This window comes from Pantoea sp. paga (assembly GCF_007558755.1).
Classification (GTDB): Bacteria; Pseudomonadota; Gammaproteobacteria; order Enterobacterales; family Enterobacteriaceae; genus Pantoea; species Pantoea agglomerans.
In genome coordinates this window covers 138,202-157,974 of the sequence record NZ_VLTF01000009.1, presented here as the reverse complement: position 1 = coordinate 157,974, position 19,773 = coordinate 138,202, and the positions used below count along the sequence as shown (strand labels likewise).

General features: G+C 55.8%; 18 protein-coding genes. 14 read left to right on the top strand and 4 right to left on the bottom strand.

Annotated features, from left to right (window positions below):
* The first annotated feature begins 52 nt into the window (after positions 1 to 52).
* The 4 genes from FOV68_RS20190 (at position 53) to glnB (ending at position 4,009) form a co-directional block, all read left to right on the top strand.
* Positions 53 to 1,480, top strand: coding sequence for a HAMP domain-containing sensor histidine kinase (locus tag FOV68_RS20190; RefSeq protein WP_064690323.1), 1,428 nt, complete (start codon positions 53 to 55; stop codon positions 1,478 to 1,480).
* A 3-nt stretch (positions 1,481 to 1,483) separates the two neighbouring features.
* Complete coding sequence (gene qseG, locus FOV68_RS20185) at positions 1,484 to 2,152, top strand: two-component system QseEF-associated lipoprotein QseG (protein ID WP_143991414.1); 669 nt, start codon at positions 1,484 to 1,486, stop codon at positions 2,150 to 2,152.
* Positions 2,152 to 3,486, top strand: coding sequence for a two-component system response regulator GlrR (gene glrR, locus FOV68_RS20180; protein WP_010257627.1), 1,335 nt, complete (start codon positions 2,152 to 2,154; stop codon positions 3,484 to 3,486). Before qseG ends, glrR begins: the two co-directional genes overlap by 1 nt.
* Positions 3,487 to 3,670: 184 nt before the next feature.
* Positions 3,671 to 4,009 carry a nitrogen regulatory protein P-II gene (gene glnB, locus FOV68_RS20175; protein ID WP_003848647.1) on the top strand — a complete coding sequence of 113 codons (339 nt, stop codon included), beginning with the start codon at positions 3,671 to 3,673 and terminating at the stop codon, positions 4,007 to 4,009.
* A gap of 55 nt (positions 4,010 to 4,064) precedes the next feature.
* On the opposite strand, the gene hmpA is transcribed toward glnB, so the two are convergent.
* A complete protein-coding gene (gene hmpA, locus FOV68_RS20170; RefSeq protein ID WP_115763824.1) occupies positions 4,065 to 5,249 on the bottom strand; it encodes an NO-inducible flavohemoprotein in 1,185 nt (394 codons plus the stop codon).
* Positions 5,250 to 5,576: 327 nt separating this feature from the next.
* Between hmpA and glyA the strand changes: the two genes are divergently transcribed.
* Positions 5,577 to 6,830: a serine hydroxymethyltransferase gene (gene glyA, locus FOV68_RS20165; RefSeq protein WP_031592500.1), complete on the top strand. Its 1,254-nt coding sequence runs from the start codon at positions 5,577 to 5,579 to the stop codon at positions 6,828 to 6,830.
* Between the two features lie 441 nt (positions 6,831 to 7,271).
* On the top strand, positions 7,272 to 8,420 hold the full coding sequence (locus FOV68_RS20155; RefSeq protein ID WP_064703312.1) for a 3-phenylpropionate MFS transporter: 1,149 nt from the start codon (positions 7,272 to 7,274) through the stop codon (positions 8,418 to 8,420).
* On the opposite strand, the gene csiE is transcribed toward FOV68_RS20155, so the two are convergent.
* Positions 8,402 to 9,670, bottom strand: a complete 1,269-nt coding sequence (csiE, locus tag FOV68_RS20150) for a stationary phase inducible protein CsiE (RefSeq protein WP_031592496.1) — start codon at positions 9,668 to 9,670, stop codon at positions 8,402 to 8,404. The two genes, FOV68_RS20155 and csiE, sit on opposite strands and share 19 nt — an antisense overlap.
* A 155-nt stretch (positions 9,671 to 9,825) precedes the next feature.
* Here csiE and FOV68_RS20145 point away from each other — a divergent pair, with 155 nt between their 5' ends.
* The 3 genes from FOV68_RS20145 (at position 9,826) to FOV68_RS20135 (ending at position 12,641) form a co-directional block, all read left to right on the top strand.
* Positions 9,826 to 10,452 (top strand): DUF1007 family protein, encoded by a 627-nt coding sequence (locus FOV68_RS20145; protein WP_045139748.1) that lies wholly within the window; start codon positions 9,826 to 9,828, stop codon positions 10,450 to 10,452.
* Entirely contained in the window at positions 10,443 to 11,423 is a 981-nt protein-coding gene (locus FOV68_RS20140; RefSeq protein ID WP_143991412.1) for a nickel/cobalt transporter, read from the top strand. Before FOV68_RS20145 ends, FOV68_RS20140 begins: the two co-directional genes overlap by 10 nt.
* Before the next feature lie 204 nt (positions 11,424 to 11,627).
* Positions 11,628 to 12,641, top strand: coding sequence for a TIGR04086 family membrane protein (locus FOV68_RS20135; protein WP_143991411.1), 1,014 nt, complete (start codon positions 11,628 to 11,630; stop codon positions 12,639 to 12,641).
* A gap of 63 nt (positions 12,642 to 12,704) precedes the next feature.
* On the opposite strand, the gene suhB is transcribed toward FOV68_RS20135, so the two are convergent.
* A complete protein-coding gene (suhB, locus tag FOV68_RS20130) occupies positions 12,705 to 13,508 on the bottom strand; it encodes an inositol-1-monophosphatase (RefSeq protein WP_008926709.1) in 804 nt (267 codons plus the stop codon).
* Positions 13,509 to 13,640: 132 nt separating this feature from the next.
* On the opposite strand from suhB, the gene trmJ reads away from it, so the two are divergent.
* The 5 genes from trmJ to sseB all read left to right on the top strand — a co-directional run bounded on the left by trmJ (position 13,641) and on the right by sseB (position 18,529).
* A complete protein-coding gene (gene trmJ, locus FOV68_RS20125) occupies positions 13,641 to 14,393 on the top strand; it encodes a tRNA (cytosine(32)/uridine(32)-2'-O)-methyltransferase TrmJ (RefSeq protein ID WP_031592491.1) in 753 nt (250 codons plus the stop codon).
* A gap of 130 nt (positions 14,394 to 14,523) precedes the next feature.
* Entirely contained in the window at positions 14,524 to 15,021 is a 498-nt protein-coding gene (gene iscR / locus FOV68_RS20120; protein ID WP_010257591.1) for a Fe-S cluster assembly transcriptional regulator IscR, read from the top strand.
* Between the two features lie 88 nt (positions 15,022 to 15,109).
* On the top strand, positions 15,110 to 16,270 hold the full coding sequence (locus FOV68_RS20115) for an IscS subfamily cysteine desulfurase (protein ID WP_069025283.1): 1,161 nt from the start codon (positions 15,110 to 15,112) through the stop codon (positions 16,268 to 16,270).
* 161 nt (positions 16,271 to 16,431) lie between these two features.
* Positions 16,432 to 17,718 (top strand): aminopeptidase PepB, encoded by a 1,287-nt coding sequence (gene pepB, locus FOV68_RS20110; RefSeq protein ID WP_031592488.1) that lies wholly within the window; start codon positions 16,432 to 16,434, stop codon positions 17,716 to 17,718.
* Positions 17,719 to 17,764: 46 nt separating this feature from the next.
* Complete coding sequence (sseB, locus tag FOV68_RS20105) at positions 17,765 to 18,529, top strand: enhanced serine sensitivity protein SseB (RefSeq protein ID WP_143991410.1); 765 nt, start codon at positions 17,765 to 17,767, stop codon at positions 18,527 to 18,529.
* A 348-nt stretch (positions 18,530 to 18,877) separates the two neighbouring features.
* Here the strand turns inward: sseB and sseA are convergent, their stop codons facing one another.
* The gene (gene sseA, locus FOV68_RS20100) at positions 18,878 to 19,720 is read right to left on the bottom strand and encodes a 3-mercaptopyruvate sulfurtransferase (RefSeq protein WP_115757906.1); all 843 of its coding nucleotides are present in this window, start codon (positions 19,718 to 19,720) and stop codon (positions 18,878 to 18,880) included.
* Between the last annotated feature and the right edge of the window lie 53 nt (positions 19,721 to 19,773).

Genomic DNA, 19,773 nt, shown 5'->3' with positions numbered 1-19,773 from the left:
CGCTGACAGAGTCCGTTAGCATCCAGACAGCAAATCTTAAGGAAGCGGCTGCGTGAAAAAATGGCGTTTATTTCCCCGTTCTCTGCGTCAGCTGGTGCTGATGGCGTTTGTACTGGTGCTGCTGCCGTTGCTGGTGCTGGCCTGGCAGGCGTGGGAAAGTCTCTCTGCATTAAGCGAACAGGCAGCGGATACCAACCGCAATACTTTCACCGACGTTCGCAGAAGTGAGGCGATGGCGCGAACGGCGGTGGAGCTGGAGCGCAGCTATCGCCAGTACTGCGTGCTGGATGATGCCTCGCTGGCGCGCCTTTATCAGACCCAGCACACCCGCTACAGCCAGATGCTGAGTTCGCACAGCGCCAGCCTGCCCGAGCTGCCCGCATTCCAGACTTTACAGGCGACATTGCCGCTGCTGACACCGTTAAAGTGCGATAACGGTAATCCGGTTACGCCTGCCGCAGAGGCGCTGGATCGTTTTTCTGCCACCAATGCGCAGATGGTGCAGGACACGCGCGAAGTGGTGTTTTCGCGCGGCCTTCAGCTGCAGCGCGAAATTGCCGATCGCGGCCAGTTTTTTGGCTGGCAGGCGCTGATTCTGTTTATCATCAGTCTGGCGTTGATGACGCTGTTTACCGGCATGATTATCGGGCCGGTCAAGCGTATTGAGCGGATGATCAACCGGCTTGGCGAAGGCCGGGAACTGGGTAACAGTGTGACATTTCGCGGCCCGCGCGAGTTACGCTCGCTGGGACAGCGCATCGTCTGGCTCAGCGAACGGCTTCAGTGGCTGGAATCGCAGCGCCATGAATTCCTGCGCCATCTTTCTCACGAACTGAAAACGCCGCTGGCCAGCCTGCGTGAAGGCACCGAACTGCTGGCGGACGAGGTAGCCGGGTCGCTGAACGCCGATCAAAAAGAGGTGGTCACTATCCTCGACGGCAGCAGCCGTCATCTGCAGCGGCTGATTGAACAGCTGCTTGATTACAACCGTAAACTGGCAGATGGCCCGATCCAGCTGGAACCGGTCAGCGTGGCGGAAATTGTGGAGGGGGTGGTGAACGCACACGCACTCTCGGCGCGCGCCAAACTCATGCAGACGGTTGTCGATCTGGCGGTCAGTCACTGCCTTGCCGAACCGATGTTACTGATGCGGGTCATCGATAATCTCTATTCGAACGCCGTGAACTACGGCAGCGAATCCGGTACCATCTGGCTGCGCAGTCAGCAGCAGGGCGATCGGGTCTGGATTGATGTCGCGAACAGCGGTACGCCGATCCCGCCGGAAGAACAGGCAATGATTTTCGAACCTTTTTTCCAGGGTAGCCAGCAGCGCAAAGGGCCGGTAAAAGGCAGCGGGCTGGGATTGAGTATTGCCAAAGATTGCCTGCGCCGTATGCATGGCGACCTGACGCTGGTCTCCTGCGAGCAGGCTGACGTCTGTTTTCGAATTGAACTGAACACCACAGCCGGGAATGTCTGACTGATGAAATATTTACCCGCTTTGCTGTTGAGCACACTGACCACGCTGCTGCTCAGCGGATGTACGACCTCCCCGGCCACCTCATCCCTGCCGTCAGGCCATCAGGTGGCGGAACCCGAGATCAGAGTGGCTGATTACCTGGCGACCCGCTGCAGTGACCTGTGGACGATAGAGAATAGTACGGCGCTGGGTAATCCCCTCTACTGGATGCGGGCGATCGATTGCGCTGAACGCCTTTCCCCCGCCGAGGCCCGAGCCGAAGCCCACCGCTGGCCGGTTGAGAGCTGGTCGCGCGCTTTCAAGCAGGGCGTGCTGATGTCGAACGGCAACGTGACGCCAGTGGAGCGTCGTCGCTATGTTGAAACCCTGGATCGCTACAGCAGCGATTTCCCGCAGTCTTTGCGTCCGCTGCTCCAGTTGTGGCGCAGTAATCAGGCCGCGCAGCTCGACCTGAGTGAAGCGCGCACCCGTTATGTCCATCTGCAACAGAGCAGCGATACCCAGCTGGAGGCGATACGCCAGCAGATGGTTAAACAGCAGCAGCAGCTCAGCGACACGCAGCATAAGCTGGAGCGGCTTACTGATATTGAGCGCCAGCTTTCATCGCGGAAAGCCCCGGATGTTTCTGACAGCGGCCATGGCACTGCGCTGCCGCAGGATGAGGAGCAATAATGGTCAGACAAGCGGCAAAACTGCTGCTGGTGGATGACGATCCCAGCCTGCTAAAGCTGCTGGGCATGCGTCTTCGCAGCGAAGGTTATCAGGTCACCACCGCGGCCAGCGGCCCCGAAGCGTTGCGTCTGTTGCAGAAAGAGAAGATCGAGCTGGTGATCAGCGACCTGCGAATGGATGAGATGGATGGTCTGGCGCTGTTTGGCGAGATCCAGAAACGCCATACCGGTCTGCCAGTGATTATCCTGACGGCGCACGGTTCTATCCCGGACGCGGTTTCCGCCACGCAGCAGGGCGTCTTCAGCTTCCTGACCAAGCCGGTGGATAAAGATGCGCTCTACAAAGCGATTGATGAAGCACTGGCTCAGCAGGCGCCAGTCAGCGATGACCGCTGGCGGGAAGCGATCGTCACCCGCAGCCCGCTGATGTTGCGGCTGCTGGAGCAGGCGCACATGGTGGCGCAGTCGGATGTCAGCGTGCTGATTAACGGGCAGAGCGGCACCGGTAAAGAGATGCTGGCACAGGCGATTCACGCCGCCAGCCCGCGAAACGGCAAGCCTTTTGTCGCCATTAACTGTGGCGCACTGCCGGAGCAGCTACTGGAGTCAGAGCTGTTCGGGCATGCCAAAGGGGCCTTTACCGGCGCAGTCAGTGCCCGTGACGGCCTGTTTAAAACTGCAGGTGGTGGCACGCTGTTCCTGGATGAGATTGGCGATATGCCGCAACCGCTACAGGTTAAGTTGCTGCGGGTGTTGCAGGAGCGTAAGGTCAGGCCGCTGGGCAGCGATCATGATATTGAGATCGACGTGCGCATTATTTCAGCCACGCATCGCGATTTGCCCAAGGCGATGGAGAAAAAGGAGTTTCGTGAGGATCTCTTCTATCGTCTTAATGTGGTGAACCTGAAGATTCCGGCGCTGCATCAGCGCACTGAAGATATTCCGCTGCTGGCTAATCATCTGTTGCGTCAGGCGGCGGAGCGGCATAAACCGCAGATCCGCAGTTTTTCCGTTGATGCGATGAAGCGGTTGATGGCAGCCAGCTGGCCGGGCAATGTGCGTCAGCTGGTTAACGTGATTGAGCAGTGTGTGGCGCTGAGCTCATCGCCGGTGATCAGCGATGCGCTGGTGGAGCAGGCGCTGAGCGGTGAGAACAGTGCTTTGCCGACCTTTGCTGAGGCGCGCAATCAGTTTGAGCTGAACTATCTGCGTAAGCTGTTGCAGATGACTAAAGGCAATGTGACCAATGCCGCACGTCTGGCTGGACGCAACCGCACGGAGTTCTATAAGCTGCTGTCTCGTCATGAGCTGGATGCCAGTGATTTCAAAGAGTAGCGGAGGCTGCGGCGTGATACCGGCAGGTTGCCTGCTCAGGCCCGAATCAGAATGGGTGCGGTCAGCATAATCTGACAGCGCTTGCGGCAACCTGAAGAATCCCGGATATTACCGCCCGACAGCGCCAGCAACATTTATACTTGATAAACCCTCTGACCATGGAGGGAGTGAAAAAGGGTCTGACATGAAAAAGATTGATGCGATTATCAAACCATTCAAACTCGATGATGTCCGTGAAGCCTTAGCGGAAGTCGGCATCACCGGGATGACCGTGAGTGAAGTGAAGGGTTTTGGCCGCCAGAAAGGGCACACCGAGCTTTACCGCGGCGCAGAGTATATGGTCGACTTTTTGCCTAAAGTGAAAATCGAGATGGTGGTGGGCGACGATATCGTTGATACCTGCGTCGAGACCATTATGCGCACTGCGCAGACCGGCAAAATCGGTGACGGTAAAATCTTTGTCTTCGACGTGGCGCGCGTGGTGCGCATCCGTACTGGCGAAGAGGATGAAGAGGCGATCTGATTGTCTCTTTATCAGCATAAAAAAGCCCGCGCTGCGGGCTTTTTTTATTGCTCAATTACATCCCTTTGTGCGGGCCAAAAAGTTCGTAATGAATGCGTGTGTCTTCCACGCTGGCATCGCGCAGTTGCGCCACCACATGCTGCATAAAGGGCAGCGGACCGCAGAGGTAGAAGTGGGTGTCGGGTGAGGCGAGACGTGCGGAGATCGCGGTGATATCCATCAGACCCTGCGCGTCATAGCGACCGGCATCTTCAGCGGCGGGATCGCGATACCAGACCTGACTGACGAAATCGGTGAGCTGCGCGCCCGTGGCTATCACTTCCGGGCCAAATGCATGCTGTTTGCCGTTCTCTGCTGCGTGCAGCCAGCTGACCGGCGCGCGGTGCTGGCGTGCCGCCAGGGCATGCAGCATGGCCAGCATCGGCGTCTGACCCACCCCCGCGGAAATCAGCGCCACCGGGGTTGCAGCATCGATCTCAAGGAAGAAGTCGCCATGCGGTGCGGCCAGCATCAGCTCATCACCCACTTTGCCATTCTGATGCAGCCAGCCGGAGACGGTGCCCTGCGCTTCACGTTTCACCGCAATCCGATAATCTTTGCCATTACTGAGATGAGTAAGCGAGTACTGACGAATCTGGTGATGTTCAAAACTGGCGGGCTGCAGATGCACCGTCAGATACTGACCCGGTTTAAAGGCCGCTACCGGGCCGCTATCTGCCGGACTGAAGGTAAAGCTTTTAATCACCTCGCTCTGTTGCTCAATAGCACTGATGCGAAACGCACGAGTGCCGCGCCAGCCACCGGTTTGCTGCTCCGTCGCCTGATAAATCTCCTCTTCGCGATTAATGAACACATCCGCCAGTACGCCATAGGCCCGGCCCCAGGCTGCCAGCGCCTCTTCACCCGGATTCAGCAGCTCTTTAATGGTTGCCAGCAGATTTTCACCGACGATGGCGTATTGCGCAGGCTGAATGTTCAGGCTGGTATGTTTCTGCGCAATCTTTTCCACTGCGGGCAGCAGCACGGCCAGGTTCTCCAGATTCGCACCATAAGCGCAAATGGCATTGAACAGCGCTTCACGCTGATCGCCAGTGCGCTGGTTGTTCATATTGAACACATTTTTGAGTTCAGGATGGTGCGACAGCATGCGGTCATAGAAGTGTGCGGTAAGCGCAGGACCACAGGCGGCGATGGCAGGCAGGGTCGATTTAACCGTGGCGATAGTGTGTGCATCAAGCATAAAAACGGCCTCTCATTTAAAGTTGTATTTTAAATGCATCTTATAGCCGTCTCGCCTGTTGTGTAAATAACCCGATAAATTTCCCGGTTGTCAGAGTGGCAACTTTTAGGTGCATCCTGAGAAACCGCCGTCACATCCTGAAGAAAAATTGTGGGGTATGAACAGGGTGAAAAGGTGTAAAAAAGCCCTGCCAGCAGCCAGCCAATCGTTTGCGTAAAAAGAGGAGGTTCACCCTACCTTCACCTGTTAAAACGGTTTACACTGTGGGCCTTCGCCCCTGAAGGGGGGTAAATACCGTCAGAAAGTTAGCTGAGTCAGGAGATCCGGATGTTAAAGCGTGATATGAACATTGCCGATTACGATGCCGAGTTGTGGCAGGCGATGGAGCAGGAGACAGTGCGTCAGGAAGAGCACATTGAACTGATTGCTTCTGAAAACTACACCAGCCCGCGTGTTATGCAGGCACAGGGTTCTCAGCTCACCAATAAATACGCTGAAGGGTATCCGGGCAAACGCTACTACGGCGGCTGTGAGTACGTTGATATCGTTGAGCAGCTGGCGATCGATCGCGCAAAAGAACTGTTTGGTGCCGATTACGCTAACGTACAGCCACACTCAGGTTCACAGGCTAACTTCGCGGTTTACACCGCGCTGCTGCAGCCGGGCGATACTATTCTGGGGATGAACCTGGCGCACGGTGGGCACCTGACTCACGGCTCACCGGTTAACCTGTCGGGCAAACTCTATAACGTCGTGGCTTACGGTATCGATGAGACCGGTAAAATTGACTACGACGAACTGGCTGAACTGGCGAAAACCCACAAGCCAAAAATGATCGTTGGCGGATTCTCAGCTTATTCCGGCGTTTGCGACTGGGCGAAAATGCGCGAAATCGCGGATAGCGTAGGTGCATGGCTGTTTGTGGACATGGCACACGTTGCCGGCCTGATTGCTGCAGACGTTTATCCAAGTCCGATCCCACATGCGCACATCGTGACCTCTACCACCCACAAAACGCTGGCGGGTCCGCGCGGTGGTATCATTCTGGCGAAAAACGGCGACGAAGATTTCTATAAGAAACTGAACTCTGCCGTCTTCCCTGGCGGTCAGGGCGGTCCTCTGATGCACGTTATCGCTGGTAAAGCGGTCGCGTTCAAAGAGGCGATGGAGCCGGAATTTAAAACCTACCAGCAGCAGGTGGCAAAAAACGCTAAAGCGATGGTTGAGGTGCTGATTGAGCGTGGCTATGACATCGTTTCTGGCGGCACGTATAACCATCTGTTCCTGATCGATCTGGTGAGCAAAAACCTGACCGGTAAAGAAGCGGATGCGGCGCTGGGCCGTGCCAACATCACGGTTAACAAAAACAGCGTGCCTAACGATCCGAAAAGCCCGTTTGTGACTTCCGGTATCCGTATCGGTACACCAGCTGTTACCCGTCGTGGCTTCAACGAAGCAGACGTGCGTGAGCTGGCTGGCTGGATCGCGGATGTGCTGGATAACATCAATGACGAAGCGACCATTGAGCGCACCAAGAAGAAAGTGCTGGAAATCTGCAGCCGTCTGCCGGTCTACGCTTAATCGTTAACCTGTTGTGAGACAGCATACAAAGGATGGCATCAGCCATCCTTTTTTATTGTTAAAAAACGAGTGCGTGTTAGCTGTGATACCGGAGTTGCTCAGGAAACGCGGTCAGATCGGAAAGTCGCTAAAGCCAATCCCTGGCCGCTCGGCCCGCGCGACTACGCACCTCATCCCTGAGGTGCGCCCGTAACCGGGCCAACGCTTTGCATTGTTCAAAAACGCTCCCGGCGTTTTTGTCCCTGGCGCGGGACGCTTTCCTCCTCTGACCGTGTTTCCTGCGCGTGAAATTCAGATGTAGCGGCAAGAGGCGCTCTGATTTGGATTGGTTAGTGTTCTGAAAGGATGGCATCAGCCATCCTTTTTTATTGCCTGTCCTGCGGCGCTCTGCCAGAGTAGCGCCCACTCATGCTGCCAGGCAGCACTCTTGCTGGAGGGAATATGGCAATCGGCTCTGCCAGATGGCTCGGATTGGGCTACTTCACTTACTTCTTCTGTTACGGCATCTATCTGCCATTCTGGGGCGTGTGGCTGAAAGGCACCGGTCTTGATGCTGAAAAGATTGGCCTGCTGCTCGGCTGTGGCATGGTGGCACGCTTTGTTGGCAGTCTGCTTATCGCCTCTCAGGTCAAAAATCCTTCACGGTTGATTACGGCGCTGCGTCTGCTGGCGCTGATGACCTGCCTGTTTGCTGCTGGTTTCTGGGTGGGTGAGCAGTGGATGTGGCTGCTGACGGTCATGATCGGCTTTAACCTCTTTTTCTCGCCGCTGGTCCCGCTCAGCGATGCGCTGGCTGCTACCTGGACACAGCAGATTGGGCTGGCGTATGGGCCGGTCAGGCTGTGGGGTTCGCTGGCCTTTGTGATCAGCTCGGCGTTAACCGGCGTGCTGGTCAGTGCTTACTCTTCAAACGCCATTTTGCTGCTGCTCTCCGTCGGCGTCATCTCTATGCTGGCAGGCATGATGCTGACCCCCGCCACCCAGCCACAGGGTAATGAACGGCAGGGCGCGGCGGGCGGCGGCTGGCAGGTGTGGCGTGAATTGCTGCGTGAGAATGCGGTATGGCGATTTATGCTCTGCGTAACACTGCTGCAGGGTGCGCACGCCGCCTATTACGGCTTCAGTGCTATATGGTGGCAGGAGAGTGGCTATTCCGCCTCCACGGTGGGTTATCTCTGGTCACTGGGCGTGGTGGCCGAGATCGTTGTGTTTGCTCTGAGCAACCGGTTGTTCCGCCGCTGGAGCGCGCGCGATCTGCTGCTGCTTTCGGGCATTTGTGCGTTGATCCGCTGGAGCCTGATGGGGGCCACTACCGCGCTGCCGCTGCTGATTGTGGCGCAAATTCTTCACTGTGGCAGTTTCACCGTCTGTCATCTGGCGGCGATGCGCTTTATCGCGGCGCGTCAGGGAGCGGAAGTGATCCGCCTGCAGTCGCTCTATTCCGCGCTGGCGATGGGGGGTGGCATTGCGATAATGACCATGATCTGCGGCGTGCTGTTCGCTCATCTGCAGGGGCATCTGTTCTGGGTGATGGCGCTGGTGGCACTGCCCGCGCTATTTCTGCGTCCCGGCTACGACTCCAGTAAATAACGAATGCGCTGCTGATGGTGTAACGTCAGCGGCAGCTCCGCATGCACCAGCGGCGGAGAGAAGAGTGGCAGCGAGGTGGGGTAGGGCGAAATGATGATGTCCACATCCCGCGGTGCGCCATCCCGCTGAAACTGTTTCACGTCCTGATAGGTAATATTGATCGGCAGCAGCGTGATCTCCCGGATCTGCTGCTCCACATCCTGCTCCAGATCGGTATCGTCACCCGTCAGAATCAGCACCTGCTTCTCCTGCAGCGCATTCTCCTGCATCAGCCAGGCACCAAAAATAACGGTGATTAAGCTCACCTCTTCCGGGCTGAACGCAATCCCATATTGCTGCTCAAACGCCTGCAGCGCCTGCTGAGTGGTGCGCAACAGGCGGGGATAGAGGCGGCTGACATCCAGCGCCACGCTGTTGTCGATGCCGATAGTGAAGTGGGTGCGATCCAGCGCCTGTGCCAGATGAGGATAGAGCTGGTTAAGCAGCTCGTCGCGATCAGCAAAAGTGATGTCGGCACACCGTTCAAAGTCATTAATCAACTGCTGGGTCGCAGCCATTAACTGCTGCTCAGCAGGATGGGCAATCGCATCCACGACAGGCGTATGTATCTGGCTGAACAGCAGTGTCCAGAAGTCGGTTTCACTGACGGGCGGCGCAAGGTGGCAGCGTTTTCGCCAGTGGTGAATTACATCCTCGGCGGCCTGCCGTTCAGCCTTCTGCTGCAGCCAGTGACACTGCGCCTCACTGAACAGCACCGGCTGGCGCTGGCACAATCCATATTTCATGAAAATCTGCAGAAAAAGCCGGTCGCGTTCGCTGAAATCGCGCTTCAGACGCAGGCTACAGTGCTGGATCAGCGCCTGTAAATTGGTCTCATCCCAGAGCGCTTTCTCAATCTTCATTACCTTCAGGCGCTGACGCAGGGGGGCTGCAAAATGCTCGCAGACGAAATCCTGCGATAAACGCAAACTGCGTCGCAGGTTGTGCAGCAGACAGAGGCGCCGATCCAACTCTCTGCCATGAAGACGAAAGCTGCCATCCACCATCTGATGCAATTCCAGCTGGTGATATCGCTGTATCTCAAGGCCCACATCCGCGATATCCTGTCGGGCAACAGCTGGATCGACACCATTCAGCTGGCAGACTTTTTCAAGCGTGAGCACGGGTGTCGGCAGAAACAGCAGCAATAAAAGATGGCACTGACGCTGTGAGCGGGTGAAGAGTGGTGCCAAAGGGGTAGCAGAACTCATCAATCAGATTTCCAGCAGGCTATTTTGAGCTAAGAATAGTCAACCCCGTCAGTGCCTGCGCGGTTTACGCGGTTTATTTGCCGGAGGTTTAAGGCGGGTCACAAAATTTTGTTACTTATAGATTCTTTTCATCGGGAACGTTACTTTATAACATTATGAAACGCACACTCTTTGCCCTCTTGATGGTCTTAAGTCCTGCTGTAATGGCCCATCCTCACAGCTTCATCGATATGAAAACCGAACTGGTGGCGCAGGATGACACCTTTACGGGATTGAAGATGACCTGGACCATGGATGAGATTACCTCCGCCGATCTGCTTTATGACGCGGGCGAGGCGAAACCAGGCAGCGTGGTGTGGAAGAAGCTGGCGGCAGGCGTGATGGCGAACGTGCTGGGCCAGCACTACTTTTCTGAAATCTGGCACAACCAACAGCGGGTAAAGTTTTTGAATCTGCCAACCGAATACAACCTGTCACGTAACGGCCATAAAGCGGTGCTGGAATTTATTCTGCCGCTGGCGGAACCCCCGAAGCTGACCGGGCAGCGCTTTGAGATCCTGACTTTTGATCCCACCTATTTCGTCGATATGTTCTATGACAATCCCGGTGCATTAACGCTGCCGCCGGCGCTGCAGGCGCGCTGCAAGTTCGCGCTGAACACGCCAAAGCCTAATGATTCGCTGAAGCAGTATGCGCTGTCGCTGGATAAAGCCGATGCGCCTGCAGAGGAGATGGATTTAGGCCGCCAGTTTGCCCAGACGGTGATACTGACATGTCAGTAATCTCCACTCCGTTAAGGGCTTCCCGCCTCTGGCCGCTGTGGCTGATGGCGGGCGTGCTGTTGAGCAGCGCGTTGCTGGTCTGGCTCTACTGGTCGCAGATTCTGATGCAGAGCGTACTGTGGCAGAAAGATCTGCATCGGCAGATGACTCAGCTGTTACAGCAGGTAGCGGAGCAGCCCCACCAGGCAGGCATTTCGCTGGTGATATTCAGCCTGCTGTATGGCGTACTGCACGCGCTGGGACCGGGCCATGGCAAAGTGGTGATCGCGACCTTTCTGGCGACCCATCCCACCAGAGTGAAAACCAGTATCAGGCTGACGCTGCTCGCCTCACTGCTGCAGGGTTCGGTGGCGATTGTCCTGGTGACGGTGATGCTGGTACTGCTGAAAACGTCATCGCGACAGCTGCATCTCAGCAGTTTCTGGCTGGAGAAAGGCAGTTATCTGCTGGTGATCGGGCTGGGCGTGATGATCGGTTATCGGGCGCTGCATTCGCTGTGGCGGGCATTGCGTCCACGTCCGGCCCCGGTATTTCGTGCCTTTAAACCTCACCATCAGCATGATGATCAGTGCGGATGCGGACACGCGCATCTTCCGACACCGCAGCAGATGAGCGGCAATCTCAGTATTAAAACCCAGTTGCTGGTGGTGGTGTCGATGGGATTACGTCCCTGTTCCGGCGCGATTATGATGCTGCTGTTTGCCAAAGTGATTGGTGTCTATGGCTGGGGAGTTATCTCTGCTGCGGTGATGGCGCTGGGTACGGCACTGACCATTTCGGCGATTGGCCTGCTGGTTCAGCAGGCGCGCACGGTGGCGCAACGGCTGGCTCAGCCTGGTGTTGCCGCAGGCATGACGCGACTGCTGATCCCCGCACTGGCCTTAACCGGCAGCCTGATTTTAATCGTAGCGGGTATCGCGCTATGGCAGTCAGCGCAGATGACGCTGGGTGGCGGAATTCGACCTTTCTGAATAAAAGCGCAGCGGAAATAAATTTGCCGCTGCGCTCTTCTCTTCGTTAATTATCTCTGAATTCATCTCTTTATTTTTTTCTCTGGCTGGTTTAGTGGTGAAATGACTATTCCCTGTCTACGCTGATAATACCAAAACGGCAATCCGCCGTCGGGATGATAAAAGATCAAGACCGCTTTCTGTTTATTGCGAGGAGTATATTTCATGGCTGATACCCGTATTAATAATGGCTACACCGAAACGCTGGCGACCGGGCCTGCTGGATTGCCGTTAAAACGTATTTCCTGGAGCGCCGTGTTTGCCGGTGTCATTTGTGCGTTGATCGTTCACATTATTCTGACGCTGCTGGGAACCGCCATTGGTGCCACCACCATTGATCCGATGAAAGAACAGAATCCACTCGACGGCCTGGGCACAGGCGCGCTGGTCTGGACTGCTATTGAAATGCTGGTCGCGATGGCTGCAGGTAGTTATGTTGCAGGCCGACTGGCTCAGCGCGAAGGCGCACTGCACGGTTTACTGATGTTTGGCCTTAGCACAATTTTCACTATTTACCTGGCTATTGCGCTGGCGACCAGTGTATTAGGCGGCGCGATGAATATTGTGGGCTCAGGCTTCCAGGCGCTGGGTAGTGGTATTTCCGCCGCTGCGCCATCCGTTACCCAAATGGCAAAAGATAAACTGCAGGAGAGTAATATTAATTTAGATAACCTGCAGAACGAACTGGAAACGACTTTACGTCAGACCGGTAAACCGGAATTACAGCCAGAGAACTTAAAGCAGGATGCAAATAAAGAAGCGCAGAATGCTGAAAACCAGGCTAACAATACCGCAAACCATCCACAGACAGCGGATACTGATCTGGCTAACTGGTTAAAAGGGGTGATGGATCGTCATTCAGATACCCTGCAGGCAGCCGATCGTGATGCGCTGAAAAATATTATCAAAGCGCGCACCGGCAAAAGCGATCAGGAAGTGGATCAGATCGTGGCCAAAACCGAGCAGAGCTATCAGCAGGCCGTTCAGAAGTATCAGGAACTGAAACAGCAGGCTGAACAGAAAGCGCGTGAAACCGGTGAAAAAGCCGCTGCCGCGACTGCGAAAGCGAGCTGGTATGCCCTGATTCTGCTGATCATCGAAGCGGTGCTGGCAGGCGTGATGGGTATGGTAGGTCGTCGTACTCAGCCTCGTCAGGTGCTGTCACACGAACGTCGTTAATCATCACTGAGTAACAGGCAATAAAAAAGGCGGCTGAGAAGCCGCCTTTTTCTGTACTGAGACTTAGCGTTTTAACGCTTCGCTCAGCTCATCACGCATGTTCGACAGCATCGATTTCACCACACGTGGGTTACCCGCGACCAGGTTACCTGACAGCAGATAGCCGTGGTTGCCGGTGAAGTCGGTCACCAGACCGCCCGCTTCACGGACCAGCAGTTCACCCGCCGCAAAATCCCACGGCTTCAGGCCAATCTCAAAATAGCCATCTACGCGACCGGCAGCCACATAGGCCAGATCCAGCGCAGCAGAACCGGTGCGGCGGAAGTCAGCACACTGGGTAAAGAGTTTGGTCATGATATTCATGTAAGCCGGCGCGTGCTGCTTCATTTTGAACGGGAAGCCGGTCGCCAGAACGGTGCCATCCAGATCGCGTGCCGTGCTGCCACGCAGACGATAGCCATTCAGCTGAGCGCCCTGACCGCGTGAAGAGGTGAAGAGTTCATTGCGCATTGGATCGTAAACGACGGCGACTTCAGTGCGGCCTTTAATGCGCACAGCGATAGAAACAGCAAAGTGGGGTAAACGTTTGATGAAGTTTGAGGTGCCATCCAGCGGATCGATAACCCATTGAACATCCTGATCTTCGCCCGCCAGTTCACCGCTTTCTTCGGTGATGATGGTATGTTTCGGGTAAGATTTACGAATAATTTCGATAATCAGGCGTTCTGCTTCGCGGTCAACATTCGTTACGAAGTCGTTGCTGCCTTTCTGGCTGGCTTCGACGGCGTCCGGGGTTTCATAATATTTGGCAATTAAATTTCCGGCCTTGCGCGCTGCGCGCACGGCAATGTTGAGCATTGGATGCATCGGTATCTCTCGCTGGATGTTAAAGAACGGGGAAAACGGCGCGGAGTATAGCAGCGTGTTCGGTAAATGTCCTGCTTTATGTTAATATTCTCTCTACTGATTTTACTGACCCCTTTCTGAGTATCCCTAATCATGTTGCAAAATATTCGTATCGTGCTGGTCGAGACTTCTCACACCGGTAACATGGGCTCCGTTGCGCGCGCCATGAAAACCATGGGCTTAACCAACCTCTATCTGGTTAATCCGCTGGTCAAGCCTGACTCACAGGCTATCTCACTCGCGGCCGGTGCCAGCGACGTTATCGGCGACGCAAAAATTGTCGACTCGCTGGATGAGGCCATTGCGGGATGCAGTCTGGTGGTCGGCACCAGCGCACGCTCCCGCTCGCTGCCCTGGCCGATGCTGGATGCGCGTGAATGCGGCGTGAAAAGCGTGGAAGAGGGTCAGCAGGCACCGGTTGCGCTGGTATTTGGTCGTGAACGTGTCGGCCTGACCAATGACGAGTTGCAGAAGTGCCACTATCACGTCGCGATTCAGGCAAACCCGGAATACAGCTCGCTGAACCTGGCGATGGCCGTACAGATTATCGCTTATGAAGTGCGCATGGCGTGGTTACAGGCGCAGGAGGAGGCCAGCCCGCCGCCGCAGTATGAAGAGTCACCTTATCCACTGGTGGATGACCTGGAGCGTTTCTATCAGCATATGGAACAGATGATGCTGAACAGCGGCTTTATCCGTGAAGCCAGTCCTGGCCAGGTGATGAGCAAACTGCGCCGTCTTTACACCCGCGCCCGCCCGGAACGCGATGAGCTGAACATCCTGCGCGGCATGCTTTCGTCGTTTGAAAAGCGAAAAAACGATAAAAAAGAAGCAGATAATAGTTGAGTGAATTACCAGGTTAAATACCTGACTAATTTACCAGGTTAAATAGTTGACCAATTTACTCGGGAATGGCAGACTTCAGAGCATCTGTTGCTAATCCTCCGATAACCGGACGCTATTGAGGTCGTACGCTATGAGACTGACATCCAAAGGACGTTATGCCGTTACTGCAATGCTGGACGTTGCCCTTCACTCCCATGAAGGCCCGGTCCCGCTGGCTGATATTTCAGAGCGTCAGGGCATTTCGCTCTCCTATCTGGAGCAGTTATTCTCCCGATTGCGTAAAAATGAGCTGGTTTCCAGCGTACGTGGTCCGGGCGGCGGTTATCTGTTGGGCAAAGCGTCTAATACCATCTCTGTCGGTGAAGTGATCACCGCCGTTGATGAGTCTGTTGATGCCACCAAGTGCCAGGGTAAAGAAGGCTGCCAGGGCGGCGAGCGTTGCCTGACTCACGTGCTGTGGCGCGATCTGAGCGTGCGCATCAGTGACTTCCTGAACAATATTACACTGGCTGAGCTGGTGAATAATCAGGAGATCCTGGATGTAGCCGATCGTCAGAATGCGATTGATAATCGTCGCTTCCAGAGCCCGCGCACGCAGGAAATTAACGTCAACCAACGCGCCTCGTAATCCCCGCTGTTGCGGCCCTTACTGCTAACGCGGTCAGGGCCGAATCTGCTATAAAGACGTATGATTTTTTATACGGAGCTGTAGCGAAATGAAATTACCGATTTACCTGGATTACGCCGCCACCACGCCGGCCGATCCGCGTGTGGCCAGCAAAATGATGCAGTTTCTGACGCTGGATGGCACGTTCGGTAATCCGGCCTCGCGATCGCACCGTTTTGGCTGGCAGTCTGAAGAAGCGGTTGATGTTGCGCGTAATCAGATCGCCGAGCTGGTCAATGCCGATCCGCGTGAAATCATCTTTACCTCAGGCGCCACTGAATCCGATAACCTCGCGATTAAAGGCGCAGCTCACGCCCATCAGGCGCGCGGCAAACATATCATCACCAGCCAGACAGAACACAAAGCGGTGCTTGATAGCTGCCAGCAGCTTGAGCGTGAAGGCTTTGCTGTCACTTATCTCACCCCGGCGGCTAACGGCATTATCTCGCCTGACCAGCTGCGTGCGGCGCTGCGCGACGACACGATTTTAGTCACCCTGATGCACGTTAATAATGAAACCGGGGTGATTCAGGATATCGCCGCCTTTGGCGAACTCTGCCGCGAACGTGAGATTTTGTTTCATGTGGATGCGACCCAGAGCGTCGGCAAGCTGCCTATCGATCTCAGCCAGTTACCGGTCGATTTGATGTCCTTTTCTGCCCACAAACTCTATGGCCCGAAAGGCATCGGCGCACTCTATGTCAGGCGTAAACCGCGTGTGCAGATTGCTGCGCAGATCCACGGCGGCGGACATGAGCGCGGTATGCGATCCGGGACATTGCCGGTGCATCAGATTGTCGGCATGGGCGAGGCGTATCGTATCGCAGCAGAAGAGCGCGAAACCGAGATGGCGCGGCTGCAGACTCTGCGCGATCGTCTGTGGCAGGGCATCAGCACACTGCCCGGCGTCACCCTCAATGGCGATCTGCATCAGAGCGCACCGAACATTCTTAACCTCAGTTTTGCTGACGTTGAGGGTGAATCACTGATCATGGCGCTGAAAGATCTGGCGCTCTCTTCCGGCTCGGCCTGCACCTCCGCCAGCCTGGAGCCTTCCTATGTATTGCGGGCGCTGGGCCTGAGTGAAGAGCTGGCGCACAGTTCGCTGCGCTTCTCGCTGGGACGCTTCACTACCGAGGAAGAGATCGACTACGCCATTACCCTGGTGCAGAAATCAGTGACCCGTCTGCGGGACTTAATGAAATCCTGATATCCGGTCATAGTCCGGAAATTGCGCCTATATTTGCACTTCGCTGGCAACACCTGACGGAATCTGTTATCAGGTCTCTCTGCGAATTATATTTAACATCTTATTAAAGCCGTTATAACAATCAGGCTGGATGAAACAGATAACGATTATGGAGCTTTTCGATGACCACACAACCCATGAATATTACGCTTAGCAGCCAGCCCGCCGATGCGCGCTGGGGCGAAAAAGCGATTCTCAGCAGCAACGACAGCGGCATGACACTGCATCTGACCGGCGCGGATGCGCTGAATAGCATTCAGCGTGCGGCTCACAAAATCGACAGCCAGGGGATCCGCCATGTGGCGCTGACCGGCGAAGGCTGGCACCTTGAGCAGTGCTGGGCATTCTGGCAGGGCTTCCGTGGTCCGAAAGGCCAGCGTCAGGTTGAGTGGCCGGAGCTGGGCGAACATGAGCAGGCGGAGTTTGATCGCCGTCTGAAAATTATCGACTGGGTGCGCAACGTTATTAACCTGCCTGCAGAAGATCTGGGGCCGGAACAGCTGGCGCACAATGCAGTCGATCTGATCAGTGAAGTGGGCGGCAGCGCTGTCAGCTATCGCATCACCAAAGGCGACGATCTGCGGGTACAGGGGTATATGGGCCTGCACACCGTTGGACGCGGTTCAAATCGTCCGCCGGTATTTCTTGCGCTCGATTACAACCCGACCGGCGATGACGATGCCCCCGTCTACGCCTGTCTGGTCGGTAAAGGCATCACCTTTGATACCGGTGGCTACAGCCTGAAGCAGAGCAGCTTCATGGACTCAATGAAATCTGACATGGGCGGCGCGGCGACCGTCACCGGCGCGCTGGCCATGGCGATTTCGCGCGGTCTTAACAAGCGCGTCAAACTCTACCTCTGCTGTGCCGATAACATGGTCAGCAGCAACGCCTTTAAACTGGGCGACATCATTCGCTATCGCAACGGTAAATCGGTGGAAGTGATGAACACCGATGCGGAAGGGCGTCTGGTCCTGGCCGACGGTTTAATCGACGCCAGCGAGCAGAACCCGACGATGATCATCGATGCTGCGACGCTGACCGGTGCGGCTAAGACGGCGCTGGGCAACGATTACCATGCGCTGTTTACCTTTGATGATGTGATGGCACAGTCGCTGATGGGCAGCGCGGTGAGTGAGAACGAACCTTTCTGGCGTCTGCCGCTGGCCGAATTCCATCGCAGCCATCTGCCGTCTAACTTCGCCGATCTTAATAACATCGCCAGCCCGTCACATGCGGCGGGTGCCAGCAGCGCGGCAGCGTTCCTGTCACACTTCGTCAGTAACTATCAGCAGGGCTGGCTGCATATCGACTGCTCCGCGACCTATCGCAAAGGCGCCGTTGACCAGTGGGCGGCGGGTGCAACAGGTCTTGGCGTGCGTACCCTCGCCAATCTGTTACTGAAATAAGCCGATCTCAGCGGTGGCTGATGCCGCCGCTGTTCAAAGGAAAACTATGAACCGTCTTGAAGAGGTGCTGAAGCTGGCGGCCACTGAGCCAGCTCACCGGCCCGAATTTTTTCAGCTGCTGCTGGAAGCTGATGCGTGGGTGCCAGGTGAAAGCACCACGCAACAGCTTGATGCCAGCACGCCCGTTGATCTGCAGCACTGGGAAAAAGAGGATGGCAGCAGCATCATTCCTTTTTTCACGTCAGAAGAGGCGATGAGTGAAGCGGTGAGCGGTGAGCAGTCCTGGCTGCGTCTGCCGGTACGCACGCTGTTTGAGATTACACGTGGCGAGACGCTGTTTCTCAATCCCAAACTGCCTTCCGGTAAAGAGTTTACTGCGGCCGAGATCACCCATCTGCTGGCTGAAGAGGGCAGTGCGCTAAGTCAGCAAACCGTGCTGGAAGGCGGACAGTCACTCTTGCTGTCTGAGGTGGCTGAACCCCCTGCGCAGATGATCGACTCACTGACTCAGCTCTTCAGTAAGCATAAGCAGGTGCGTCGCGCGTTTATCGCCAGTATCCGTGAGCGGGCTGACGAAGCGCCCAATCTGCTGATTGGCATTGAAGCGGACAGCAACATTGAGACGATCATTCAGGCGGCAGGTAGCGTGGCAACCGATACGCTGCCGGACGACGCGCCGGTTGATATCTGTGAGGTGACGCTGAACGATCGCGGCATCAGCCACTTCTTTACCGCCCACATTACGCCATTCTATGAGCGTCGCTGGGGCAGTTTCCTGCGCGACTTCAGGGGCAGTGAGCGGATTATCTGAGACAACAAAGTAAACAGGCGGCTCATGGGCCGCCTCATATAGCTGATATCCCGAATCAGGGGGAATCTGGCCGCAACGAATAAGCTTAACGCGCAGGGAACAGGGTCAGAGGAGGAAAGCGTCCCGCGCCATGGACAAAAACGCCGGGAGCGTTTTTGAACAACGCAACGCGTTGGCCCGGTTACGGGCGCACCTCAGGGATGAGGTGTGTAATCGCGCGGGCCGAGCGGCCAGGGAGTGGCTTTAGCGACTTTCCGATCTGACCCTGTTTCCTGTGCTACCTCGTTCTTACAGCTGATCGAATCCGACATTATTAAAAAAACAGGCGGCTCATGGGCCGCCTGTTTTTTATTTCGCGATAGGTAAGTCGTCGCGACTGCCCCATTCGCCCCAGGATCCGTCATAAAGCGTGACATCCCGTGCGCCCAGCGCCGTCAGCGCCAGAATCACCACCACCGCCGTCACGCCTGAGCCACAGCTGGCGACCACCGGTTGGGTAATATCGACGCCCGCATCGGCAAACAGCGTCTGAAGTTCCGCCTCCGGCTTGAGTTTTCCCTGTTCAACCAGGCTGTTCCACGGCACGTTCAGGCTGTTGGGAATATGTCCGCGATGCAATCCGGGACGTGGTTCATCCACTTCGGCGTTAAAGCGATTGGCAGGACGCGCATCAATAATCTGTGCGCCGCCTTCATGGCTGATCAGCAGTACGTCCGTCAGGCGCTTCACCCGGCTTTCATCTGCGTGGGCCTCAAACTCACCTTCCGGCAGATTCACTTCGCCGGTTGCCAGCACAAAACCCGCTTCTTTCCAGCCCTGCAAGCCCCCGGCCAGAATCGACACCTGAGCTACACCAAAGGTTTTCAGCATCCACCAGGCGCGTGGCGCAGAAAAGAGATTACCCTCGTCATACACCACCAGGTGCTTATCACTGCTGACACCCAGTTCACGCATCGCGACGGCAAAACTTTCGGCGCGGGGCAGCATATGGGGGTAAGGGCTGGTGTGATCGGAAAGCGCTTCAATATCGAAGTAAGGGGCGTCGGGTAAATGACCCGCCAGATATTCGGCCCGGACATCGCGAACCGCTTCCATCCCGGGTGGCAACAAACGTGCATCCAGCACCTGAAGCCGCTCATCGTTGTAGTGCTCTTGTAACCAGTCGGCGGACACAAACAGTGGCGTCGTCATAACAACCTCATCTCAGCAATCTGTCATACCAGTGTCAGGGAATGTGCGCACCA

Bases quoted from the DNA above. Each gene is read 5' to 3' on its own strand.
- qseG (WP_143991414.1), top strand. From the start codon at position 1,484: ATGAAATATTTACCCGCTTTGCTGTTGAGCACACTGACCACGCTGCTG.
- glrR (WP_010257627.1), top strand. From the start codon at position 2,152: ATGGTCAGACAAGCGGCAAAACTGCTGCTGGTGGATGACGATCCCAGC.
- glnB (WP_003848647.1), top strand. From the start codon at position 3,671: ATGAAAAAGATTGATGCGATTATCAAACCATTCAAACTCGATGATGTC.
- hmpA (WP_115763824.1), bottom strand. From the start codon at position 5,249: ATGCTTGATGCACACACTATCGCCACGGTTAAATCGACCCTGCCTGCC.
- glyA (WP_031592500.1), top strand. From the start codon at position 5,577: ATGTTAAAGCGTGATATGAACATTGCCGATTACGATGCCGAGTTGTGG.
- FOV68_RS20155 (WP_064703312.1), top strand. From the start codon at position 7,272: ATGGCAATCGGCTCTGCCAGATGGCTCGGATTGGGCTACTTCACTTAC.
- csiE (WP_031592496.1), bottom strand. From the start codon at position 9,670: ATGAGTTCTGCTACCCCTTTGGCACCACTCTTCACCCGCTCACAGCGT.
- FOV68_RS20145 (WP_045139748.1), top strand. From the start codon at position 9,826: ATGAAACGCACACTCTTTGCCCTCTTGATGGTCTTAAGTCCTGCTGTA.
- FOV68_RS20140 (WP_143991412.1), top strand. From the start codon at position 10,443: ATGTCAGTAATCTCCACTCCGTTAAGGGCTTCCCGCCTCTGGCCGCTG.
- FOV68_RS20135 (WP_143991411.1), top strand. From the start codon at position 11,628: ATGGCTGATACCCGTATTAATAATGGCTACACCGAAACGCTGGCGACC.
- suhB (WP_008926709.1), bottom strand. From the start codon at position 13,508: ATGCATCCAATGCTCAACATTGCCGTGCGCGCAGCGCGCAAGGCCGGA.
- trmJ (WP_031592491.1), top strand. From the start codon at position 13,641: ATGTTGCAAAATATTCGTATCGTGCTGGTCGAGACTTCTCACACCGGT.
- iscR (WP_010257591.1), top strand. From the start codon at position 14,524: ATGAGACTGACATCCAAAGGACGTTATGCCGTTACTGCAATGCTGGAC.
- FOV68_RS20115 (WP_069025283.1), top strand. From the start codon at position 15,110: ATGAAATTACCGATTTACCTGGATTACGCCGCCACCACGCCGGCCGAT.
- pepB (WP_031592488.1), top strand. From the start codon at position 16,432: ATGACCACACAACCCATGAATATTACGCTTAGCAGCCAGCCCGCCGAT.
- sseB (WP_143991410.1), top strand. From the start codon at position 17,765: ATGAACCGTCTTGAAGAGGTGCTGAAGCTGGCGGCCACTGAGCCAGCT.
- sseA (WP_115757906.1), bottom strand. From the start codon at position 19,720: ATGACGACGCCACTGTTTGTGTCCGCCGACTGGTTACAAGAGCACTAC.